At 44.2% G+C, this 20,688-nt stretch carries 18 protein-coding genes; 1 reads left to right on the top strand and 17 read right to left on the bottom strand.

The genetic code is table 11. The features are described from left to right. Positions 1–6 precede the first annotated feature (6 nt). The 7 genes from ASD40_RS19660 to liaF all read right to left on the bottom strand — a co-directional run bounded on the left by ASD40_RS19660 (position 7) and on the right by liaF (position 7,396). Positions 7–1,479 (bottom strand): sensor histidine kinase, encoded by a 1,473-nt coding sequence (locus tag ASD40_RS19660; protein WP_057304845.1) that lies wholly within the window; start codon positions 1,477–1,479, stop codon positions 7–9. A gap of 1 nt (position 1,480) precedes the next feature. Next, on the bottom strand, positions 1,481–2,170 hold the full coding sequence (locus ASD40_RS19655) for a response regulator transcription factor (protein WP_057304844.1): 690 nt from the start codon (positions 2,168–2,170) through the stop codon (positions 1,481–1,483). A gap of 145 nt (positions 2,171–2,315) precedes the next feature. Continuing rightward, complete coding sequence (locus ASD40_RS19650) at positions 2,316–3,920, bottom strand: S1C family serine protease (protein ID WP_057304843.1); 1,605 nt, start codon at positions 3,918–3,920, stop codon at positions 2,316–2,318. A gap of 142 nt (positions 3,921–4,062) precedes the next feature. Next, positions 4,063–4,476: a YugN family protein gene (locus ASD40_RS19645; RefSeq protein WP_057304842.1), complete on the bottom strand. Its 414-nt coding sequence runs from the start codon at positions 4,474–4,476 to the stop codon at positions 4,063–4,065. An 87-nt stretch (positions 4,477–4,563) separates the two neighbouring features. Beyond that, positions 4,564–5,214: a response regulator transcription factor gene (locus ASD40_RS19640; RefSeq protein WP_057304841.1), complete on the bottom strand. Its 651-nt coding sequence runs from the start codon at positions 5,212–5,214 to the stop codon at positions 4,564–4,566. Beyond that, the gene (locus ASD40_RS19635) at positions 5,204–6,271 is read right to left on the bottom strand and encodes a HAMP domain-containing sensor histidine kinase (protein ID WP_057304840.1); all 1,068 of its coding nucleotides are present in this window, start codon (positions 6,269–6,271) and stop codon (positions 5,204–5,206) included. Before ASD40_RS19635 ends, ASD40_RS19640 begins: the two co-directional genes overlap by 11 nt. A gap of 9 nt (positions 6,272–6,280) precedes the next feature. Next, positions 6,281–7,396 carry a cell wall-active antibiotics response protein LiaF gene (gene liaF, locus ASD40_RS19630; RefSeq protein ID WP_057304839.1) on the bottom strand — a complete coding sequence of 372 codons (1,116 nt, stop codon included), beginning with the start codon at positions 7,394–7,396 and terminating at the stop codon, positions 6,281–6,283. 268 nt (positions 7,397–7,664) lie between these two features. Between liaF and ASD40_RS19625 the strand changes: the two genes are divergently transcribed. Next, positions 7,665–8,954: an ammonium transporter gene (locus ASD40_RS19625; RefSeq protein WP_057304838.1), complete on the top strand. Its 1,290-nt coding sequence runs from the start codon at positions 7,665–7,667 to the stop codon at positions 8,952–8,954. A gap of 43 nt (positions 8,955–8,997) precedes the next feature. On the opposite strand, the gene ASD40_RS19620 is transcribed toward ASD40_RS19625, so the two are convergent. The 10 genes from ASD40_RS19620 to metA all read right to left on the bottom strand — a co-directional run bounded on the left by ASD40_RS19620 (position 8,998) and on the right by metA (position 20,624). Beyond that, a complete protein-coding gene (locus ASD40_RS19620) occupies positions 8,998–9,375 on the bottom strand; it encodes a hypothetical protein (RefSeq protein ID WP_057305109.1) in 378 nt (125 codons plus the stop codon). 78 nt (positions 9,376–9,453) lie between these two features. Further along, positions 9,454–10,977, bottom strand: a complete 1,524-nt coding sequence (locus ASD40_RS19615; protein ID WP_057304837.1) for a methyl-accepting chemotaxis protein — start codon at positions 10,975–10,977, stop codon at positions 9,454–9,456. 156 nt (positions 10,978–11,133) lie between these two features. Continuing rightward, positions 11,134–11,262, bottom strand: coding sequence for a hypothetical protein (locus ASD40_RS39125; protein WP_268795912.1), 129 nt, complete (start codon positions 11,260–11,262; stop codon positions 11,134–11,136). An 86-nt stretch (positions 11,263–11,348) separates the two neighbouring features. Next, positions 11,349–12,002, bottom strand: coding sequence for a 3D domain-containing protein (locus tag ASD40_RS39245; RefSeq protein WP_057304836.1), 654 nt, complete (start codon positions 12,000–12,002; stop codon positions 11,349–11,351). Positions 12,003–12,190: 188 nt separating this feature from the next. Then, positions 12,191–14,125, bottom strand: a complete 1,935-nt coding sequence (gene thrS, locus ASD40_RS19605; RefSeq protein WP_057304835.1) for a threonine--tRNA ligase — start codon at positions 14,123–14,125, stop codon at positions 12,191–12,193. Positions 14,126–14,585: 460 nt separating this feature from the next. Further along, a complete protein-coding gene (ytxC, locus tag ASD40_RS19600) occupies positions 14,586–15,527 on the bottom strand; it encodes a putative sporulation protein YtxC (RefSeq protein WP_057304834.1) in 942 nt (313 codons plus the stop codon). A gap of 504 nt (positions 15,528–16,031) precedes the next feature. Beyond that, positions 16,032–17,168, bottom strand: a complete 1,137-nt coding sequence (gene mqnC, locus ASD40_RS19595) for a cyclic dehypoxanthinyl futalosine synthase (RefSeq protein WP_057304833.1) — start codon at positions 17,166–17,168, stop codon at positions 16,032–16,034. A 137-nt stretch (positions 17,169–17,305) separates the two neighbouring features. Continuing rightward, positions 17,306–18,478: a trans-sulfuration enzyme family protein gene (locus ASD40_RS19590; protein WP_057304832.1), complete on the bottom strand. Its 1,173-nt coding sequence runs from the start codon at positions 18,476–18,478 to the stop codon at positions 17,306–17,308. Beyond that, positions 18,475–19,644 carry an aminotransferase class I/II-fold pyridoxal phosphate-dependent enzyme gene (locus ASD40_RS19585; RefSeq protein ID WP_057305108.1) on the bottom strand — a complete coding sequence of 390 codons (1,170 nt, stop codon included), beginning with the start codon at positions 19,642–19,644 and terminating at the stop codon, positions 18,475–18,477. The genes ASD40_RS19590 and ASD40_RS19585 overlap by 4 nt, the downstream gene beginning before the upstream one ends. Before the next feature lie 35 nt (positions 19,645–19,679). After that, positions 19,680–20,624: a homoserine O-acetyltransferase MetA gene (metA, locus tag ASD40_RS19580; RefSeq protein ID WP_057304831.1), complete on the bottom strand. Its 945-nt coding sequence runs from the start codon at positions 20,622–20,624 to the stop codon at positions 19,680–19,682. Positions 20,625–20,688: the final 64 nt, after the last annotated feature.

The raw sequence follows: 20,688 nt of genomic DNA, 5'->3' as shown, positions 1-20,688 counted from the left end.
AGCTGATTATACGGAGAGAGGAAAGTTTGCTGGGAGCCAAATCATAAAGGTACTTCCCTCGTCTTTGCGCGTTGTCACTTCAATAGACCCGCCGTGTTCATCAATAATCCATTTGGCGATCGATAAACCAAGTCCAGTTCCTGACGTCAGTCCCCTGGATAAATCTGCGCGATAAAATCGGTCGAAAATATGAGGAATATCCTCTTTATCCATGCCAATTCCCGTATCGGTAATCCGAATACCAATAAAACTATCCGTTCGCGACGCCTCGAACCGCACGGTTCCAGCAGGTGTATACTTGAATGCATTTTCGATGAAAATAAACAACAATTGCTGCAAATAATCCCGGTTCCCTTGCACGACCGCATGTTCTAGTGCATCTAGATCACCCACTTGCCAATCAGCAGTATGCTCTAGCAATTGAGCCCGCCTTACCACTTCTTGAACGAGCGGCATGATCTCAACTGGCTTCTTCTCCATAAGAACGCCGGCATCTGCTCTCGCCAGAGCCAGAAGATCATTGACTAGTCTGCTCATTCGCTGTGCTTCACCTGCAATATCATGCATGGCCTCAAGTGACATCTGCATTTGATCAGGCGTAGCAAGTTCTGTACTCCCCGAAGTTTGCTTCCACATCTTTTCTAACAAGTCGACATTTCCTCGAATCGTTGTAAGCGGTGTTCTCAGCTCATGAGAAGCGTCCGATACGAACCGGCGCTGAGCGCGGTACGCTTCATCTAATTCCAGATAGGTGATCTCAATGCGAGAGAGCATCCCATTGATCGTCTCCGTCAAGCGCCCAATCTCATCAAGTGGACCGTCATAGTGGATACGCTTCTCCAGATCATCGCTGCTTCCTATTTGATTCGCGGCGTCAATGACGCGTTCGATCGGCTTGAGCGCTTTGCGCGCCAAGAACCAACCAAGTGAAGCTGCCACAATAATCGTGAGTAATGCCCAAATCATCAGCGTATACCCAAGGGTAACGGACGTTTTTTCATAACTGCTAATCGGTACAGCCGCTTGAAGAACCCCGATGAGCTGGTTCTGATCATCTGACCTGATCGCTTGATTATAAATGAGGAAATCTTGCCCTAGTACTTTTGTCTTTTCGAAAAAACCATCCTCAGAGCTTAATTTATCAATCGTATTCTTGGCTAAAGGCAAAGAAACATCATAGATTTGTAAGTTAGCCGAGCGATTAAATTTTTTGAGTGCAACATTATATAATTGCAGAAACGTATTCGTAGAGTAGAAATCTCTGCTTTCTAGTTCCAAATCAACGACGAGTCCCTTCTGCGAAAGGGCAAAGCTCTTCTGAATACGCAACGAAGTGTTCTGTGCTTCCCTTTTCACATCTTGGCGAATTTGATCGTATAGGAAGTAATTCAAGAAAAAATAAAGGACAATGCCAAAGAGCAGCATGGTTAGTGCCAATATACCTGAATACCAAAGCGTTAGCCGCAAGCGAAGAGACATATTAAGTTTCCCCTCTCAATACGTAGCCTGCCCCCCGAACCGTTTGAATCAATCGTTTATGGCCAAATTCTTCGGTCTTTTGGCGCAGCAGCGCGATATAAACCTCCAGAACATTGGATTCACCGCTATAATCGTAGCCCCATATTTTTTCCATAATAATATCCCGTGAAAGGACACGCTTCGGATTCTGCATAAACAAGTGAAGTAAATCAAACTCCTTGGTTGTTAACTCAATCAGTTTCTCACCGCGGAACACCTCACGTGTATCCAAATCCAAAATTGTATCCTCATAACTCAATCTATTCGTTTGCTGCTCTGGACGCTCTGTTCTCCTCCTAAGAAGTACACGCACTCTTGCGAGCAGCTCTTCAAGCGCAAACGGCTTGACCAAATAATCGTCTGCCCCAAGATCCAAGCCTTTCACGCGATCGCTGACTTCATCTTTTGCTGTAAGCATAAGAATCGGTACCTCGCTGCCGCTTTCACGCACTCGACGAACGACCTCCCAGCCATCAATATGCGGCATCATGACGTCCAAGATCACCAGATGTGGTTCCGATGTTAACATTTGCTTGAGGCCATCCGCACCATTGGTCGCTGTGACGACGGAATATCCTTCAAAAGCCAAACCTCGTCTCAACATAGATGTAATTTTCTCATCATCATCAATAACCATTATGTTCTCTCTCATCGACTGGACCACCCTTCTTTCAACCATTGTAACAAATTCCGCTATCCAAGCAAAAAGAAGCAGAGCCTGCAAGCTTGCGGCCGCGGGACTCCACTTCCTTTTATTCCGAACTAACCTTCATTTATCTCTCTAATTTTTCTTTTTATTATTGGGCAGGTGTCTCGGCTAGCGCATTTTTATCCCCAACTGTAATAGGTACTTCCATACGCTTGCCGTCTCGAATAAGTCCCAAAGTGACCTTGTCGCCAACTTTCGCTGCCTGAACTTTGGTAATCAATTCCTGCGAATTTTTCACCTTGGCTCCGTTAACATCTACAATGACATCGTATTGACGCAGACCAGCTTGGAAAGCAGGACTTTTACGTTGAACGCTGCCAACTAATGCCCCGTCTGTGTTCGAAAGCTTCAATTCACTTACCCAGTCTTTACCAATATCTTGTAGGCCTACACCTAAGTAAGGAACCGGTTCTTTAGGAATTTTAACATTGTTTTTAAGATTTTCAAGAACGGAAGAAATTGTGCTAGTAGGAATGGCGAAACCAATTCCTTGCGCTTGAGAACTAACGGCCGTATTAATACCAATAACTTCACCATTCAAGTTCAGTAAAGGTCCTCCGGAGTTACCTGGGTTAATGGATGCGTCCGTTTGCAATAAGTGCTTATACTCGCGAGTTCCTTTCGCATCTGGAATGCTGATAGGACGCTCCTTCGCACTAAGCACACCTACAGTAACCGTATGGTCGAAGCCGTATGGATTACCGATGGCTACAACCCAATCCCCAACATTCACATCTTCAGCTTTACCAAGTGGGAGGATTGGAAACTCTTTATCGCCCTCGATTTTGAGTACAGCCAAATCCAAATCGTAGCTGTTACCTAATAATTTAGCTTTAAATGGCTTATCATAACCTTCTACCGTAACTTGAATTTCATCAGCGCCGTCCACAACGTGCTCATTGGTTAAAATATATCCGGTTTTTTCGAAAATAAACCCTGTTCCCATACCTGCCGGCTGCAGTTCGCCATTGCCCGAATTATTCTGATTATTGTTAGGCGTTGTATTACCGCCGCCGTTATCCCCAAAGAATTGACGGAAGAACGGATCATCAAAGAGGGAATTACCGCCACGGCTTGATTGCTTTGGTTTCACGAGAGATTCAACCTTAACAATTGCAGGCCCAGCATTCTGTGCAATAGCTGAAATGTTCCCTGGACGAACAACATCCAGCCCAACATTTTTCACTTCGCCTCCATTACTGCTCCCGCTCTTCGTCGCAGCTGCTGTGGAGCTGCCCGAAGCTAAAGGCTGATTGCCAGTAAACAAATTCATTTTATCAGCGCTGAACATAAGTGCACCTACGACCAAAGCGCCTGCCATGAAAGCTGCGAAAACGCTTTTCACAGATGAACGCTTTCTTGCGTTTGGATCCCAAGGACCTGAGCCTTGTGGAACGCCTGCTTCAGGTCCAAAACTGAAAGGACGCAAGTTCTTAGGCGGAGTAACTTCAACACTGGAGGTTCCCTCAGTTCCAGAAGAAGAAGTTGTAAGCGAATGCCCTTCGTTTTCTTCGTTAAAAGCCGACTTGTAAGGGCCATACGAATAATAGTAGGAAGGTCTTGCTTTGTTAGGATCTTGTGGATCTTGCGGGTCTTGATGATTAGAATCATTTCGATTAACGCGATCATTGTTACTGCTATTGTCGTTCTGCGGCTTAAAGAAGTCGCTATAGTCTTTCTTATTGTCTTCCATAGTTCTTACCTCCATTTGATTAATAAAGTTATAAGTGCATGTTCTTGAAGGGTTATGTCTTGCTCTCTGTAGTTCTATCATGCACCTACAACCTTAAACGAATATTAAAAAACAATAAAATGGAGGTAAAAAAAGGGCTAACTCATTGTATCCAAGCTTGTTCCACTTTATGGAGCAATCCAGCTGCTTCTTTCACCCATTTATCTTCGATTTTGGCATCGGGATCAAGCGGGGTTTGGAATTGATCGATCAATGCGCCATAGGTTTCAGCTTCCGCATCCTGGCTAAGTCCTTCATTATAAACATGCTTCAGTACGAAAGGAGTTCCCACTTCGACGATCGCATCCGTCGATTCGGCGTCGCCATCAATCCTTCCTGTCACAACTTGAAAAGGAATACGCAGCCAAACTAGATGATCTTCATCTAAGTAGTGGTCAAAATAGCCATGATCGTAATCCCAATTACCGCCCAGAGCAAAATCGAATTCATGCAGGTGCTCACGGACACTGTCGAAAGATTCTTGAACCTGCTCCAATGATGATGATATTGTTTTCATTCAGACACTCCTTAAGCGCTCATATTATTTTACTTACGCATAGAATGTGTCAAAATCTTGATTTTATGTGTGTTACGTTCCTTATTATCAAACCAAACCTTTGCGGTGAGCGAAGATAGCAAGCTGAGTCCGATCCTCTAATTCACACTTCATTAGAAGGTTGCTGACGTGTGTTTTGACCGTTTTGATACTAATAAAAAGCTCTTCTGAAATATCTTTATTACTTTTTCCCTCTGCAATCAAAAGTAATACTTCCCTCTCGCGCGAAGTCAATCCTTCTTCCTCGGGTGTACTATTACGCTGCCTAATCCCTCTTGTAAGCGCCAAGGACACTTCTGAGTTCATAACCGGCATACCGCGGTAAGCGCTTAGAATCGCATGAATCAATTGGTCGGAGGAAACCGTCTTCAGCATATAACTGATGGCACCCGATTCGACAGCTTCAAGAACCTTCGCTTCCTCCAAGAAGCTGGTCAGCATAATAACCTTAACCTGTGGAAATTTCCCGCAAATCAACTTGGTGGCGCCTATACCATCCAGAACCGGCATGGTTAGATCCATCAAAATGACATCCGGCAAATGATGAGAGAGTTCTTGATTTAACTTATCGAACGCATCCTGGCCATTGCTTGCTTCCCCTACAACTTCCAAACCGGGTTCTAGTGAGATGTAGGTTCGAAGCCCCACCCGAACCATGTCGTGATCATCAACGATCATCACTTTAATATTACTGCTCATTTATTTCCCCACCTCTTTCCTTCATTAGAAAGCTCGACTGTCCCGTAAAACGCGGAATGCGTACTCTAACTCGAGTTCCAGATCCTAACTTGCTGTCTATCTCCACTTCCCCACCAAGCTTTTGCGCTCGTTCTCTCATTGTTGATAAACCATGTGAAGCCGATGGAATGTCTCTACGTTCAAAGCCTTGACCGTCATCCTGCAGCTGAAGTACATACTGATGCTCTCTTTCATATATAGCTAGGCGAACTTGCTTGGCAGAAGCATGCTTAACTACGTTCGCAAGACCTTCTTGTATAATGAGGAAAAATTGATGTTCAATCGCTTCAGATATCGTTTCATGCAGAGAAACATCAAGCATGCCCTGCAGTTCATGGTTTCGGCAATATTCCGGAAACCATTTCTCTAGGGCTTCTTGTAAGCTCATATCTCCCAATTCGATGGGTCTTAATTGCGAAATGAGTCCGCGCATTTGCTTCTGGGCATGGTGAGACATTTGAATAAGCTGATTCATAACGCCCGGCGCCGCATCCGGGTTTCTCTCCAAAATTTTGGGTAATGAGGATGCTGACATATGAATGGCGAATAGCTCTTGACTAACCGTATCGTGCAAATCTCGCGCCAGTCGGCGTCTCTCCTCAAGCACAGCATTTTCGGTGAGCTCCTGATCCCGAATCGCCTCGGCCTCACCCAATTTTTGCAGCAGCTGAATGCGCTCTTCAACGGCAGAGGCCATGTTATTAAAAGCATCATACAAATACAAGAATGGTTCTACGGGTTCCATTTCAATCCGGCTGGAGAAATTCCCCTTGGACAATTCGAGCATGGCCACATGCAGCTCATCCACTTTACGCTGCCATCTTTTGGTCGCAACATAACCCACCGTTAGACAGACCAAGAGAATGGCTATGACGAACCACATTCGGAACTGCCAAGAAACAAGCTCCTCCTTATAATATTCAAGCACAATATATATGCTAGATACCGTAAGTAAACTCGAGATAAGAAAGTAATTCAGCAGCTGCCACTTCATATTGAACATTCGCAATTTGTACATGCTCCATCCTTAACCTATCTTTTTGATTGTAATGTCACCAATAAACATGCTCGTGGTTACAATTATTTTCCGGTCAGCCTCTTCATAGTGCGAGGTCTGCGTTCTCACGCTGCGCAGAAACCCACTCTCACGCCGATCAAGCACTTTCATATCCCCGATAAAAGAACTTGCCATTACGCGAACCTCAACATCAATATCATTAGGTATGAATATTTTCACATCCCCAATAAATGCTGAAACATGAATGGTTGTCTCTCCCAAAGGAATGGCTGCGCGAGTAAGATCTATGACAGAATCACCAATGAAATGTGAGATCTGAATCGGCTTCAGTTCCCAAGCTTCTTGTCCCAGATGCACATCTCCGATAAAACCATGCCGATGAAGCACATCACCAGAGTTGAAGTTACGTACGAAATCATCGTACTTGTGCCCATGATGGTTAAAAGCATGCGTTTGCGGCTGTTGCAGCGGCTGAGGTTGTCTACTTGGATTTGGTTCCCCCGGCGCGTCTGGCACATCCCACATATGCTTATCATGAAACTCGCCATGAATATCCTTAAGTACGGCTTTTTCTTCGTCGCTGAGCTCATGCTTTACTTCATTAAAAGTAGATTTACTATCGCGCTCCTTTTCATTTGTACGCGATGGCGCTCCATCACTCCATTTAGGTTGATCCCATGGATTTCTATGTTTTTGATGCTGCAATCTTCTAGCCTCACGTCTTGCCTGTCTAACTTGATCCTTCGCCTCTTTAATAGAAGGCCAATCCGGTGACTCTTTCTTGCTAGGTTTAAAAATCACATTTAATCCAAATAGGATTAAGGCAATAGGTCCCAAAATCTGAAACATCTCTCCTACCGATCGATCAGTCAGCTTTAAATTCTTCAGAAGAAAGATCGTTCCCATACAGCACACGAGTAAACTCCATATTGAGCCTCCCCAATGATACCTACGCTGCCAAACAAATCCAACGAGACCGTAGAAAATAAGAATGACAGGCCAATAAGTGGAAAACATATAAGCAAGATCAATATCAATAAACCCTAATTGGTTAAGTAAGTAAAGGACACCTGCCGTTACGAGGACAAGCCCCCAAATTATTCTTTGAAACATATGCGGATTCATACTTCTTCCTCCATTTGTGTACAACGTCGTTAAGATACCTCTAGTTTATAAGATACTGCCATGAATGAAAAGAGACGAGAGATTGAAGGTTTCCTCGGTCTAGAGACTGAGTTTTCGCAGAAATAAATGAATAACTGACATCAACTATTTCAAAAACGAACAATAGCCGTCATATGTTATGTATTCTTACGCATTTCGTTGACATGCTTATCATCAGAACCGTATAATTGGTGCAAACAATTCCTCAAACATAAGGAGAGATCAGATTATGGATGCAATCCAACAGCTTTCTAGCGGCCTAGATACCATATGGGTGGTTCTGACAGCTGCCATGATTCTATTGATGGAAGGCGGCTTCGCTTTATTGGAGGCTGGTTTCGTCAGACAAAAAAATGCGGTAAGTATCATCATGAAAGTATTTGTTGATATCTCTTTCGGAGCACTTATTTTTTACTTATTCGGCTTCGCTCTTATGTACGGGAAAGATGTTTCCGGACTATTTGGAACTACCGGCTTCTTCATGGGAGGAGATTTAACACATATCGTTTTAAATATCTCACATGAAACTTATTGGCTATTCCAGTGCGCTTTTGTTATCGCTGTGATCTCGATCGTATCTGGGGCAGTAGCCGAACGCATCAACTTCCGTGCTTACATTCTATACACCATCGCAATGACTGGTTTAATTTACCCGATTGCTGGCCACTGGGTCTGGGCCGTCAATGGATGGCTCGGCAAATTAGGCATGGTTGATTTCGCAGGTTCAGCTGTCATTCACGCACTTGGCGGCTTCTCTGCTCTTGCCGCAGCTATGATCATTGGTCCGCGGATTGGCAAATTTTCCGCTAGCGGCACGGCTAACATTGTACCGCCGTCTAATTTGCCGCTTGCCTCAGTAGGCGCATTTATCCTTTGGTTCGGTTGGTTCGGCTTTAACTCTGGAAGCACACTAAGTGCCACCAACACTTCGATCGGCCACATTGCAGTAACCACCATGCTGGCGGCAGCAGCGGGCAGCGCAACGTGCATCCTATTCACCATGATGCGTTACCGTAAAGCCGATCCCCCTATGGTTATCAACGGCGCTCTTGCAGGGCTCGTTGGTATTACCGCAGGCTGTGCTTTCGTTAGTGATGCTGCGGCCATTTTGATCGGAGCTATTTGCGGAATCGCCATGGTTTATGCAACAGAAATGCTAGAAGCTAGACGGATTGATGATCCAGTCGGTGCCTTTCCAGTTCATGGTATCAGCGGCAGCATCGGGACTCTCGCTGTAGGATTATTCGCGCAGCCTAACGCCATCCGGGAAGGTACCGCTGGTTTATTCTATGGCGGCGGCTTCAGCCTACTAGGTGTTCAAGCTTTAGGGCTTGTTACCGTCTGTATATGGGGATTCGTTATTACATGGGGTTGTATGAAGCTAATTCAACTTATCGTTCCGCTTCGAGTTAGTAGGGATGAGGAATTAGTCGGATTAGACGTCGGTATCCACGGTGTTCCGGCTTACAGCCAAGAGGATGGATTTCTGGACTTAGAACAACTAAAGAAAGGTCAATGACAACAATAAAAAACCTTCCTAATGGAAGGTTTTTTTGTTTGTATTAAGAAAGCAGCTCTTCAATCTCATCCGGTACTGAGATCACATCGCCTGGTTTGGATTCATTCATAATTTGTCTCGCATGGGCAATTTCAGCTCTAAGCTTCCTAACTTGCTCCATGGGTTTCTTCACATAGTGGATATATTCGACTGCAAGATGATGATCAGGTTTCTTACCAGAAAACATGCGGCGAAATGATGACATGGTCTGATAAGCGCGCTCTTCTTTCATTCTTTTGATTTCGTAGCGCTCTACTACCTGCTCAATATCCAGGACCTGCTGTTCCTTGCGGACAATGTAAGCTTCCAAGAAAGGAAGTACCTCTGCAGCTTTCCTTGGTGTTTTTTGAGGTTTTCCGTCCAATCGCAAAGCATTCAGCATGACCACTCACCTATCTCCCCGTGTCAAGATTTATAACAGTAATCTTATTTTACACCAAAACAGTCGATTTGAGAACCTTTATTTCAATATTAAATCGATTCCTACAACACCAACAGGGGTTCCCGTGTCATCTATTATTGCTTTTGACATTGTGATACATGGTTTTTTGGTAATAGCTGACACGTATTCCGGAGAAACGAACAGTTCTCCCCCCATTGCACGCTTCCACCACTCTCGGCCCTTTGCATTAACTAGCCCTGCCTCAGGCATCGAATAGATGAAGGTTCCATCCGCGCGGTTAGACCAGATGGCTTCAATTCCGGCCGTTTTCTGCAAAATAGTGCCTAAATGGGAAGCATGCTTAGTATCATGCAATGAAGTTATGTCAGGTATTAGCACAAGTGAGCTAAGCACTTGCTTCATTTCTTGGATATTTACATGAATCGTACCTTCTTTATTTTGCATACCTACTGCTTGTATCGCCTGTATCAGTTCCTTAGAGGAACGATCTAGATTTTGGTTGATATGCTGCAGCATCGAAACTTCATGGCGCTGCTTTTTCATTTGATCCAAGGTAATCTCCACACTAGACATCGTCTCATTCATCAAATCAACAACTTGACCCAGGGATGTTCTTGTACCTGAGACAAGCGAGGACTGAGTTTGAGTGGAGCTTGTTGTACTCGATACAAGACTATTCACATTCAGAATCAACGCAAAGATCGTATCGATCTTGTCTTTTATTATTTTCATCTCAGCTATCCCATGAGCGACGGATGCTTTCTCTTCAGCAACTGCTGTCACGACTTGTGAAACACCGCTCTCGATAGATGCCAATAGTTCGGAAGACTTCGTAACCGCTTCGTGACTTTGTGTGGCCAACTTCTTAATTTCCTGTGCGACCACAGAAAAACCTCGTCCATGCTCACCCGCTCTGGCCGCTTCAATGGATGCATTAAGCGCGAGCAGCGAGGTTTGAGAAACTACTTCTGCAATAAATGTATTGATCTCTTCAATTTTTGAAGTATGTCCTGTCAAATCTTGAATCTTCTTCTGCATGGTATCATTATTAATATGTAGATCATTCATAACTTCATCCGTGGCATTCAGTGACCGACATACATCAACTACCGTATCTTTGGTTTGCTCACTCTCTTGATGCATATGTAAGGACGAATCTAGAATTTGATCTGCTGCAGCCGCTACCTGCTGAATCGCAGCGAATGCTTCCTGCAGCTGTCCAACGGCTTGATTACTTCGAATCTTCAGATCCTCTTCCCCTTGAATTGAAGCATCGGCTATATGCAAAAGATGTCCGATCGACCGATTCACTTCTTCAACAGCAGCTGCTAATCTATCCGCTACAACCTGAGATTCTTGTATAAACGTTCGGAATTGCTCTTGTTGGCCCTTATTATCGAGGCTATTGGATGACCTTGATGATCTGGAACTAAGCCAAGAAACTATACCTATAAACAAAAAAACAGCCAAACTTACAGCCGTAAACCATCGAGAGGAAGTAAATAACTCGATTACACTTACTGTAATACCAATGAGAATAAGAGCATATAACCAAGCTTTGTGTTTCATTTCTGCGCGCATAAGCAATGGAACTCCTCCCAAAAGGAACCTAATGTTAGTTTTTGTTACATTATATCGAAAATAGGAGATGTTGAAAAGAAATAAAAAACAGAAATAAAAAACAGAGACCTTTTCAGATCTCTGTTCTTCCAACACTTTAAGCTTATTGATATTTCATTATTTGTTTTGGTTTTGAGTATTCGTTTGTTGCTGTTTGTTGGTTGCTGATGTTTCCGCAGCAAATTCTACGTCTTGAGCTACATTCGAACTCAAATTTCTATTCTTGTTATTCTTGTTCTTAGCCATGTTCAATCACCTCCTGTAAGATTAGGATTTCCCAAACAGGAGATTTTATGATGGAAATGTCCGGCTTATTGAAAAGCTAATTTTCGTTATAGCGATTTGGTAGGTGCGATGATCTCATCCTTTAGTTGATTCCAGATGAGTTCAGTCACTTTCCCATGTCCTTCTTTGACAATAAATACTTTAACCGTCTTCTTGCCCCATTCTTTATAAACCTGATCCTTTGTGTCGAAATACAGATCAATTTTCTTACCTTTAATTGCGCTGCCTGTATCTGCAACAACACCATAGCCATAACCGGGAATAAACAAGACAGTTCCAAGCGGAAAAACGTTCGTGTCTGCTGCGATCGTTGATAAAGATTTATCATCCCGCTTTACCTTAATACCTGAATACGTGATCCCGTACTCAGGATGATCCGGATTTTTCCCTGTTGATTCCTTCCCTGCAAAATAACCGGTGGCTATCACTTCGACTGCCTTGAGCTTGGACAAATCTGAGTCTAACTTTGGAACATAACGATAATTGATTTGTTGCAGGTTTTCTTGCGCAACCGGCAGTGAAGCAGGTGCCGTTTTAGCCGGAATAACCTTTTGCTGCTGATCTTGTATATGGGTGACGGAGTTTGCCGTCGTGTAGCTTTGGTCACTTTTGCCCGTCGTCTCTTGTCCGAAAAGTGCCATCAGAACAACGATGATCGACGCACTAAACCATTTAGACTGAGTCAAAAAATTGGTTAACATTACTATTTTTTAATACCTCCCCTACTATTGCAGGTTGTCCAATACCTACCACCTTTAAACCTCCGGTTGCAGACTCACTGTTTAAGGTGTCCTATTCACGCTCCCCTATACATACCCAATTAACTGAATTTGAAAACAAAAAAAGCAGAGAAGAATATCTTCTCTGCTTTTTTTATAGGTTATGAGTCTTAAAGCTTCTTGCTTATTTCCTCATTAATCATGCCAATCACCTGTTCAATCGGATGGGTTCCTAGATCCCCTTGACCACGTTTACGAATCGATAAGCTCTCGCTCTTCACTTCGTTTTCACCGACGACTAGCATATAAGGAATCTTCTCCAGCTGCGCTTCTCTAATCTTATATCCCAGCTTCTCATTACGATTATCTGCCTCAACTCGAATACCAGCTTCTCGTAGACGTTCAGTCACGAGATTCGAGAATTCTTCGAATGCCGGAGATACCGGAATGACTTTGGCTTGGATGGGCATTAACCAAGTTGGCAGCGCACCAGCGAAATTCTCAAGCAAGAAGGCTGTCATACGCTCCATAGTACTAATAATCCCTCTGTGAATAACGACTGGGCGATGCTTTTGACCATCTTCACCTGTGTATTCAAGCTGGAAGCGCTCAGGGAGCAAGAAATCAATTTGCGCTGTTGAAAGTGTTTCTTCTTTCTTGAGCGCTGTTTTGATTTGAACGTCTAGTTTAGGACCATAGAAGGCAGCTTCACCTTCAGCCTCGTAGAAATCAAGTCCTAGCTCTTCAACAACCTCACGCAGCATGCGTTGGGAAGTTTCCCACATTTGATCATCTTGGAAATACTTTTCTGTATCCTTAGGATCCCGATAGGAAAGACGGAAACGGTACTCTGTAATTCCGAAATCCGCATAAACCTGACGAATCAAGTTCACAACGCGGGAGAACTCTTCTTTAATTTGATCCAAACGGCAGAAGATATGAGCATCATTCAGTGTCATGGCACGAACACGGTGTAGACCTGTTAAAGCACCTGACATTTCATAACGGTGCATAGTTCCAAGCTCAGCAATCCGAATCGGCAGATCGCGGTAGCTGCGCATATCGCTTTTATAAACCATCATGTGATGTGGACAGTTCATTGGACGTAGGACAAGCTCCTCGTTGTCCATCACCATTTTCGGGAACATATCCTCGCTGTAATGATCCCAGTGGCCAGATGTTTTGTACAACTCAACATTAGCGAGAACTGGCGTATAAACGTGTTGGTAACCCAAACGTTCTTCCAGGTCGACAATATAACGTTCCATTGTACGTCTCAATTTAGCACCGTTTGGCAACCAAAGCGGTAACCCTTGCCCAACCTCACGTGAAAAAGCAAACATTTTAAGCTCTCTGCCCAGCTTACGGTGATCACGTTTCTTAGCCTCTTCCAAAAGATGCAAATGCTCATCCAGCTGCGCTTTTTTAGGGAAAGCAGTGCCGTAAATACGCTGCAGCATTTTGTTTTTCGCATCTCCACGCCAGTAAGCACCAGCAACGCTCAATAATTTGAACGCTTTGATTCGGCCAGTTGATGGCAGATGCGGTCCGCGGCATAAATCAAAGAATTCACCTTGGTCATAGATCGTGAGTACCGAGTCTTCCGGCAGATCACGAATCAATTCCAACTTAAACGGATCTTCCATTTCAGTGAAAATGCGAATCGCTTCCTCACGGGAAACAACGCGGCGAGTAATCGCCAGGTTCTCACCGGAAATACGTTCCATTTCCTTCTCGATTTTCACCAAATCTTCGGGATTAAGCGGTGTGTCCAAATCGATATCATAGTAAAATCCGTCTTCAATGACAGGTCCAATCCCTAATTTAACCGCTTTTTCACCATAAATACGTTTAATCGCCTGAGCCATCAAATGCGCTGTGCTGTGACGATACATCTCTAATCCCGCTTCGCTGTCGAGCGTTAGAATTTCTACGTCTGCATCATTTTCCAAAGAGAACGACAGATCCACAGATTTCCCGTTAACTTTGCCGCCAATCGCATTTTTCTTCAGTCCGGATGAAATGGATTCCGCCACTTGCTCAATGGTCGTTCCAACTGCGTACTCTCTAACCGCGCCATCTGGTAATTTCACTTGTACAACCATTTTTGTTCCTCCTAATATAGGGATCTTTGGGCGTAGCTCAAAGTCTCTCCGCTTTGGGATCTTTGGGCGTAGCCCAAAGTCTCTCCGCTTTGGGATCTTTGAGCGTAGCTCAAAGTCTCTCCGCTTTTGTTTCATTTTTTGAACGCAAAAAAGCACACTGCATCCCAAAAGGGACGAGTGCGCTCAGCTCGTGGTTCCACCCTAGTTCGATTCGCTGCATGCCCACAGGGGTAAGGCGAATCCTCATCAGCATTCGGTAACGGGAATGACTCCGGTATTGTATACTAACGATCCTGCAAGTCAGGTCGAATTCCACAATACGGCTACAAAGGGGTAAACGATCTGAATAGCTGAAGGAGATTGCAGCCTAGTCTCCTCTCTCTGAGCAGTTCTTGCAGAAAGTTCATGTCTTTGATATTAACGCCTTCGATCACTATTATAATTGCCTCTTCGGTCAAGGTCAAGGGGACAGTTGATCTTGTTTCTTGGCTTCGCCCAAGAAGATGTCACAAGTTCGACAATAGGAGCAAACCGTTGTTCGATCTTCAAATATTTGTCTAATCGTCTTGATGATCGTTAATTCGGGATCTCGTGTATGGATGTAGATATTTGCCGGAGATACCGTAATGAGTGTGCTAACAATCATGTCCTCGAAATTAATATCTTTTTCAAGTACTTCCAGCTTAAAGGTTGTATCGAATTCATTCGCGTCTATGAGTTCAAGCTGATCATTCAGGATGACAAACTCATGCCCGCCTTTATGTATAAGATGAGCAACTGGGATCTTGGCTTCCTGAATATAAACGAAGTACTGCAACAGAGAAATAAATTCTTGATACTGGCGATCCATCATGAATTCATCAATGGCATACTCAGCTATCTCTCGCAGCTCCTCCGTATAATCCTGTAAGCGAAATTTAAGGAAGCCATCTAAGCTTAACCGAGGAGTTTCCTCCAGAGTTTGCACGAGCTGCTCCGATAACATTTGTTTGCGGCGTTGTCTTGCTGAGCTGCCATTCAAAATAGGCAATTCCTCAATGACCGCCTCCGCACACATGGATTGCTTGCAGTACCCTTCAATGGCTTCCAAATCATCTATGGCTTCATATTTAAATTCTTTAACAATCAAATCACGCAAGATAAGCGATTCCTTCTCTGCGATGATATGATCAGCCAAAACGACAGCCAGTCCTTCTCTTAGTTCTTTGTGAACAGAAGATATTTCTCTTTCATTCATCCTCACTTCTATTCGAATGTACGCATGTGTTTCATGTAGATCAAATGGGGCAGTTACTCCACTTTCAGCGATATGTAAAAGCTGCAGCTCACGTTCTATCTGAGCGCTTAGCGAACGTACATAGGCCTCATCGGCATTCATTACAACAATGGCAAACAGTTCCATAGGCTAACTCCCTTCATCAATACGTCCTCCTCCTAAGAGTATATGGTCGATAGGAATCAGATATACAACGAACAATTTGCCATTTCCAATCATCTATTTTTCGTCAAATCTTGAGTGAATATATTACAATCTCGCAAGTAAAAAAAAAAAAAAAACGCATCCAAGTTGGAGGCATTTTTTTGTATTTATTAGCTAGTTTTGCATTACGACATCTTAATCGCCTTCTGCCATTATCCTAAGTATGATTCAAAAATACTCTTTACAAGCAAGAACGGAAGTGCACCAATTGAGACAAAAGCATAAAAAAATCCTTGAAGAAAATTTTTGAATAGTTTCACAAGAATCACTCCTATCATTTTTGTCTAAATTGTGAACTACCTCGATTATACTCCTTTTTCAGAAACAAACATGAAAATAACATTAATTTTTTCATAACTTGTCCAAGTAAATGCATGTGCATTTAAAACGAAAAGAGAGCAGCCGCAGCTGCTCTCCAAATTATTATTAGTTTTGCATCACGAAATCTTTATCAATAACAAGCGACTCATCATCAAACACACGCAATGTTTGGTATTTCGTATTCCGTTGAGCTGGAATTTTACCTGCTTCGCGAATGATTCGCAGCGTGGAGTTAACGTTGACCTTGTGGGTTGTACCCGCCGCGGAGACTACGTTCTCCTCAATCATCGTACTTCCAAAGTCGTTGCAGCCGTAGCTCAGCGTTTGTTTGCCCACTTCAGGTCCCATCGTCACCCATGACGATTGGAAGTTAGGAATGTTGTCGAGCATAATTCGGCTAATCGCCAACGTCTTCAAATACTCCTCAGGCGTTACTTTCTCTGCCTTCATATTCGTATTATCCGGTTGGAATGTCCACGGAATAAAAGCTAGGAAGCCTGGTGTATTGAGCTTCTGGAACAGAACATCATCTTGCGCATCCCGGATGCGCAGCATATGAAGCGCGCGCTCTTCCATAGATTCGCCAAAACCAATAACCATAGTACCCGTTGTATGCATACCAATTTTGTGAGCGGTTTGCATAACGTCCATCCAATCACGCCATGACCCTTTTAGCTTACTAATTTTGCGTCTAGTGCGATCATCCAGAATTTCTGCTCCGCCACCCGGCAAAGAATCGAGTCCTGCTTCGTGCAATTGACGAACGACTTCCTCTAAAGATAAACCATCTGAAACATCTTTCATTTTCATAATTTCAGCTGGCGAGAAAGAATGCATCGTAATATCAAAACGCTTCTTAATTTCTCGAAGGATATTCGTGTAATAGCTGAATGGAAGATTCGGATTCGTGCCGCCCTGCATGAGGATTTCGGTTCCATCTACATCCAGAGTCTCTTGGATCTTCTGGAAAATGGTTTCATCCGGCAATACGTAACCTTCTGATGAACCGGGTGGACGGTAAAATGCGCAAAATCTGCAATAAACATCACAAATATTCGTATAATTAATATTCCGCCCAATGACGAATGTCGTTATGGGATCGGGATGCCATTTCTTCATAATCTGGTTGGCGGTGTCGCCAATCTTTTCTATTTGATCGGACTCGAACAGCGTAATGCATTCCTCTACATCAATTCGTCCGCCTGACTGTGCTTTATTTAAAATGCGATCAATCGGTTTCATAGGCTACTCACTCCTTTACTTTCTGAAGGCTTGTATCCACTCATCGTACCATATTCATACCAAAAAAGCAGCAATATGCTGCTTTTACCAAGGCGTATTCCATTTCAAATATGACTATTTTTCGAATTCATGGAGGTCTAACCGCGGAGGGCTTGTTCCAAATCTTCAATAATGTCTTCGATATCTTCAAGGCCTACCGAATACCGCACAAGACCGTCCGTAATGCCGCGCTGTAAGCGAACTTCCTTCGGCATCGAGGCATGCGACATCATAGCCGGATAGGACAAGATGCTCTCCACTGCGCCCAGGCTTACTGCAACGAGAGGAATACGCACTTTGCTTAATAGCTTTTTCGCTTTCTCTCCGGAACCAACATCGAACGAAACAACCGCTCCATAGCCTAAAGACTGCTTTTCATGAACGTCTCTACGAGGGTGGTTCGGAAGTCCCGGGTAGTAAACAACATCAATATCAGGCTGCTCTGAAAGCCAATTTGCCAGTCTACGGGCACTAGTTTCGGACATTTCCATACGAGCCTGCAAGGTTTTCATCCCACGGATCAACAGCCAAGAATCTTGAATGCCTAGTACGTTCCCCATGCCATTTTGAATTTGTTTCATTCTGCGCCCTAGACTGTCGTTAGCAACTACAGCCAGCCCAGCCAGAACGTCACTGTGTCCGCCCAGGAACTTCGTTGCGCTATGCAGCACAATATCAATACCCAGCTCGATTGGCCGCTGATGGTAAGGGGTCATGAACGTATTATCCAGCATCGTAAGCAAATCATGCTCTTTAGCAAAAGCAGCGACTTCGGCGATGTCTGTAATTCGGAGTGTCGGATTCGAAGGTGTCTCGATAAATACGGCTCTTGTGTTAGATCGCAGTGCTGCACGTACTTGAGCGATATCAGTCATATCAACGAATGTCGACTCAACGCCCATACGATTCATAATCGTTGTCAGCAGGCGATAAGTGCCACCATAAACATCTTCGGTACAAATGACATGATCACCCTGCGATAACAGCATGAAGGCTGATGAAATAGCTGCCATACCCGAGGCAAAGGCAAATCCGCGTGTACCGCCTTCGACTAATGCAATATAGTCTTCCAAAGCTTGACGGGTTGGATTGCCGGAACGGGTATAGTCATACTCCGGTGAGACTTCTAAGTCGGCTTGATGAAAGGTTGAGGCTTGATACAGAGGCACACTGGATGCCCCTGTTGCTTCATCAATCTCTCCACCGAAATGAATGAGTTTCGTTGCAAATTTGCCATGTGGCTTACGTTTATTATCTTGTGGATGGCTCATGATAGCGAATCTCCTTCCAATTCGGCTTGCGCCTTACTGAGAGCATTCGAAAGATCCGCAATCAGATCATCAATATGCTCTATGCCCACAGAGAAGCGTAAAAGACGGTCATCTACACCGATTTGCTGACGAATTTCAAGCGGAATATCCGCATGTGTTTGTATAGCCGGATAGGTCATAAGTGATTCGACACCGCCTAAGCTTTCGGCGAAAGCAATGAGCTCGATATGACGAAGAATCGGTTCTATCAGTCTCGCATCCGTTACTTTAAAGGAGAAAATACCTGTGTTTCCACTCGACTGCTTGTTCTGAATCGCATAACCAGGGTGCGTTTCAAGTGCTGGGTAGTAAACTTCACCGATGAGCGGGTGTTCCAATAAGAACTTAGCGATTGCGGTTGCATTCTGCTCATGACGCTCCATGCGCAGCGCAAGCGTCTTCATTCCCCTCATAAGTAGCCAGCTGTCTTGCGGTCCAAGCACGGCACCAATGGAGTTGTGCAGGAAAGCCATCTGCTCGGAGAGCTCTTTGCCCTTGGTCACGATGAGTCCAGCGAGCACGTCATTATGACCGCCGAGGTACTTGGTGGCGCTATGAATGACGATATCAGCACCAAGCTCAATAGGACGTTGCAGATACGGTGTTAACAAGGTGTTATCGACAATTGATACGATGCCCTTTTTACGAGCCCATGTACATACAAGCTCAAGGTCTGTAATCATCATCAGCGGATTCGTCGGTGTCTCAATGACAAGCCCTTTGGTATTTGATTGATAAGCCGCTTCCAATCCATCTAAATCATTCGTGTCAACATACGTAGCGGTCACACCAAAGCGCGACATGATTTTCTCAAGCAGACGGTAGGTACCGCCATATAAATCCAAGGAAACAATCAGATGATCTCCTTGACTGAAATAAGCAAAAATAGTCTGCAACGCAGCCATTCCTGAGGAACAAGCAAAGCCCGCATCTCCTGACTCCAGCTGAGCAATTGCATCTTCGAGCACCTTGCGTGTCGGGCTTTTCGTACGTGCATAGTCGAATCCTGTACTTTGCCCAAGCTTCGGATGACGGAACGCAGTAGCTTGGTAGACTGGGAAGCTGATAGCTCCAGTAACGGGTTCTTCAATAGAGCCAATTTGGGCGAGACGACTTTCGATTTTCAACAAAGGGAGTTCCTCCTCAGGGGTATGGGTTCGAATTACAATTGCGAGCTTGCCAAGCTTTCGTTGATGTTAGCATTCAGTTCAAATGGTGTTTCTTGATATACGTAGTAGTTCAACCAATTGGAAAATAGAAGATTCGCGTGCGCTCTCCAAGTGTTATATGGCAGTCTACTCGGGTCGTTATTCGGGTAATAATTTTTGGGGATATCAATTGAAAGCCCTTTACTCACATCCCGATCGTACTCCCATTTTAATGAACAAGCATCATATTCCGAATGTCCTGTTACGAAAATATGCTTCCCATCTCTCGTTGCGGCGATATAAACACCGGACTCCTCAGATTCCGATAAAATCTCCAAATCCGGACATTGTTCAATGTCTTCACGACGAATATCCGTATGACGCGATTGCGGTACATGAAAGACTTCATCAAAGCCGCGCAGCAGCTTGGTATTCGGTACCTGGACCGTATGAGGAAATACGCCGAACATCTTATTCTCGAGCGCAAACTTTCGCACACCGAAATGGTGATATAAGCCAGCTTGAGCGGCCCAGCAAATATGCAAGGTAGAAGTGACGTTGTGCTTGCTCCAATTCAGGATTTGCGTCAATTCCTCCCAGTAATTCACATCTTCGAATTCCATCTGTTCGACAGGAGCACCCGTGATAATCATGCCATCCAGCTTTTCATCTTTAATATCGTCAAATGTTTTATAAAACATTTCCAAGTGCTCGACGGAAGTGTTCTTAGAAGTATGAGTTTTCGGATGCAGAAGCACGAATTCCACCTGCAATGGCGTATTCCCGATTAAGCGCAGCAGCTGCGTCTCCGTCGTTTCTTTTGTTGGCATCAGATTCAATAGAGCAATTCGAAGTGGACGTATATCCTGGTGATACGCGACGGATTCGTCCATGGTGAAGATGTTCTCTTGGTTTAAAATTTCTTTGGCAGGCAGGTTGTCAGGAATCTTGATCGGCATCCTGTTCACTCCTCTTCATTAGTTTTAAATGGGTGAAAATGGGTAATAAATGCAAAAATGACCT

The organism is Paenibacillus sp. Root444D2 (assembly GCF_001426375.1).
Taxonomy (GTDB): Bacteria; Bacillota; Bacilli; order Paenibacillales; family NBRC-103111; genus Paenibacillus_E.
Note: the sequence above shows the minus strand (reverse complement) of the source record. Positions and strands in the feature narration are given on the sequence as shown.

Coding starts and splice junctions, on each gene's coding strand:
- ASD40_RS19650 (WP_057304843.1), bottom strand. CDS start 3,920: ATGGAAGACAATAAGAAAGACTATAGCGACTTCTTTAAGCCGCAGAAC.
- ASD40_RS19615 (WP_057304837.1), bottom strand. CDS start 10,977: ATGCGCGCAGAAATGAAACACAAAGCTTGGTTATATGCTCTTATTCTC.
- ASD40_RS19625 (WP_057304838.1), top strand. CDS start 7,665: ATGGATGCAATCCAACAGCTTTCTAGCGGCCTAGATACCATATGGGTG.
- mqnC (WP_057304833.1), bottom strand. CDS start 17,168: ATGAAACCGATTGATCGCATTTTAAATAAAGCACAGTCAGGCGGACGA.
- ASD40_RS19660 (WP_057304845.1), bottom strand. CDS start 1,479: ATGTCTCTTCGCTTGCGGCTAACGCTTTGGTATTCAGGTATATTGGCA.
- ASD40_RS19645 (WP_057304842.1), bottom strand. CDS start 4,476: ATGAAAACAATATCATCATCATTGGAGCAGGTTCAAGAATCTTTCGAC.
- ASD40_RS39125 (WP_268795912.1), bottom strand. CDS start 11,262: ATGGCTAAGAACAAGAATAACAAGAATAGAAATTTGAGTTCGAATGTA.
- metA (WP_057304831.1), bottom strand. CDS start 20,624: ATGCCGATCAAGATTCCTGACAACCTGCCTGCCAAAGAAATTTTAAAC.
- liaF (WP_057304839.1), bottom strand. CDS start 7,396: ATGAATCCGCATATGTTTCAAAGAATAATTTGGGGGCTTGTCCTCGTA.
- ASD40_RS19635 (WP_057304840.1), bottom strand. CDS start 6,271: ATGTACAAATTGCGAATGTTCAATATGAAGTGGCAGCTGCTGAATTAC.
- ASD40_RS19590 (WP_057304832.1), bottom strand. CDS start 18,478: ATGAGCCATCCACAAGATAATAAACGTAAGCCACATGGCAAATTTGCA.
- ASD40_RS19640 (WP_057304841.1), bottom strand. CDS start 5,214: ATGAGCAGTAATATTAAAGTGATGATCGTTGATGATCACGACATGGTT.
- ASD40_RS19655 (WP_057304844.1), bottom strand. CDS start 2,170: ATGAGAGAGAACATAATGGTTATTGATGATGATGAGAAAATTACATCT.
- thrS (WP_057304835.1), bottom strand. CDS start 14,125: ATGGTTGTACAAGTGAAATTACCAGATGGCGCGGTTAGAGAGTACGCA.
- ASD40_RS19620 (WP_057305109.1), bottom strand. CDS start 9,375: ATGCTGAATGCTTTGCGATTGGACGGAAAACCTCAAAAAACACCAAGG.
- ytxC (WP_057304834.1), bottom strand. CDS start 15,527: ATGGAACTGTTTGCCATTGTTGTAATGAATGCCGATGAGGCCTATGTA.
- ASD40_RS39245 (WP_057304836.1), bottom strand. CDS start 12,002: ATGTTAACCAATTTTTTGACTCAGTCTAAATGGTTTAGTGCGTCGATC.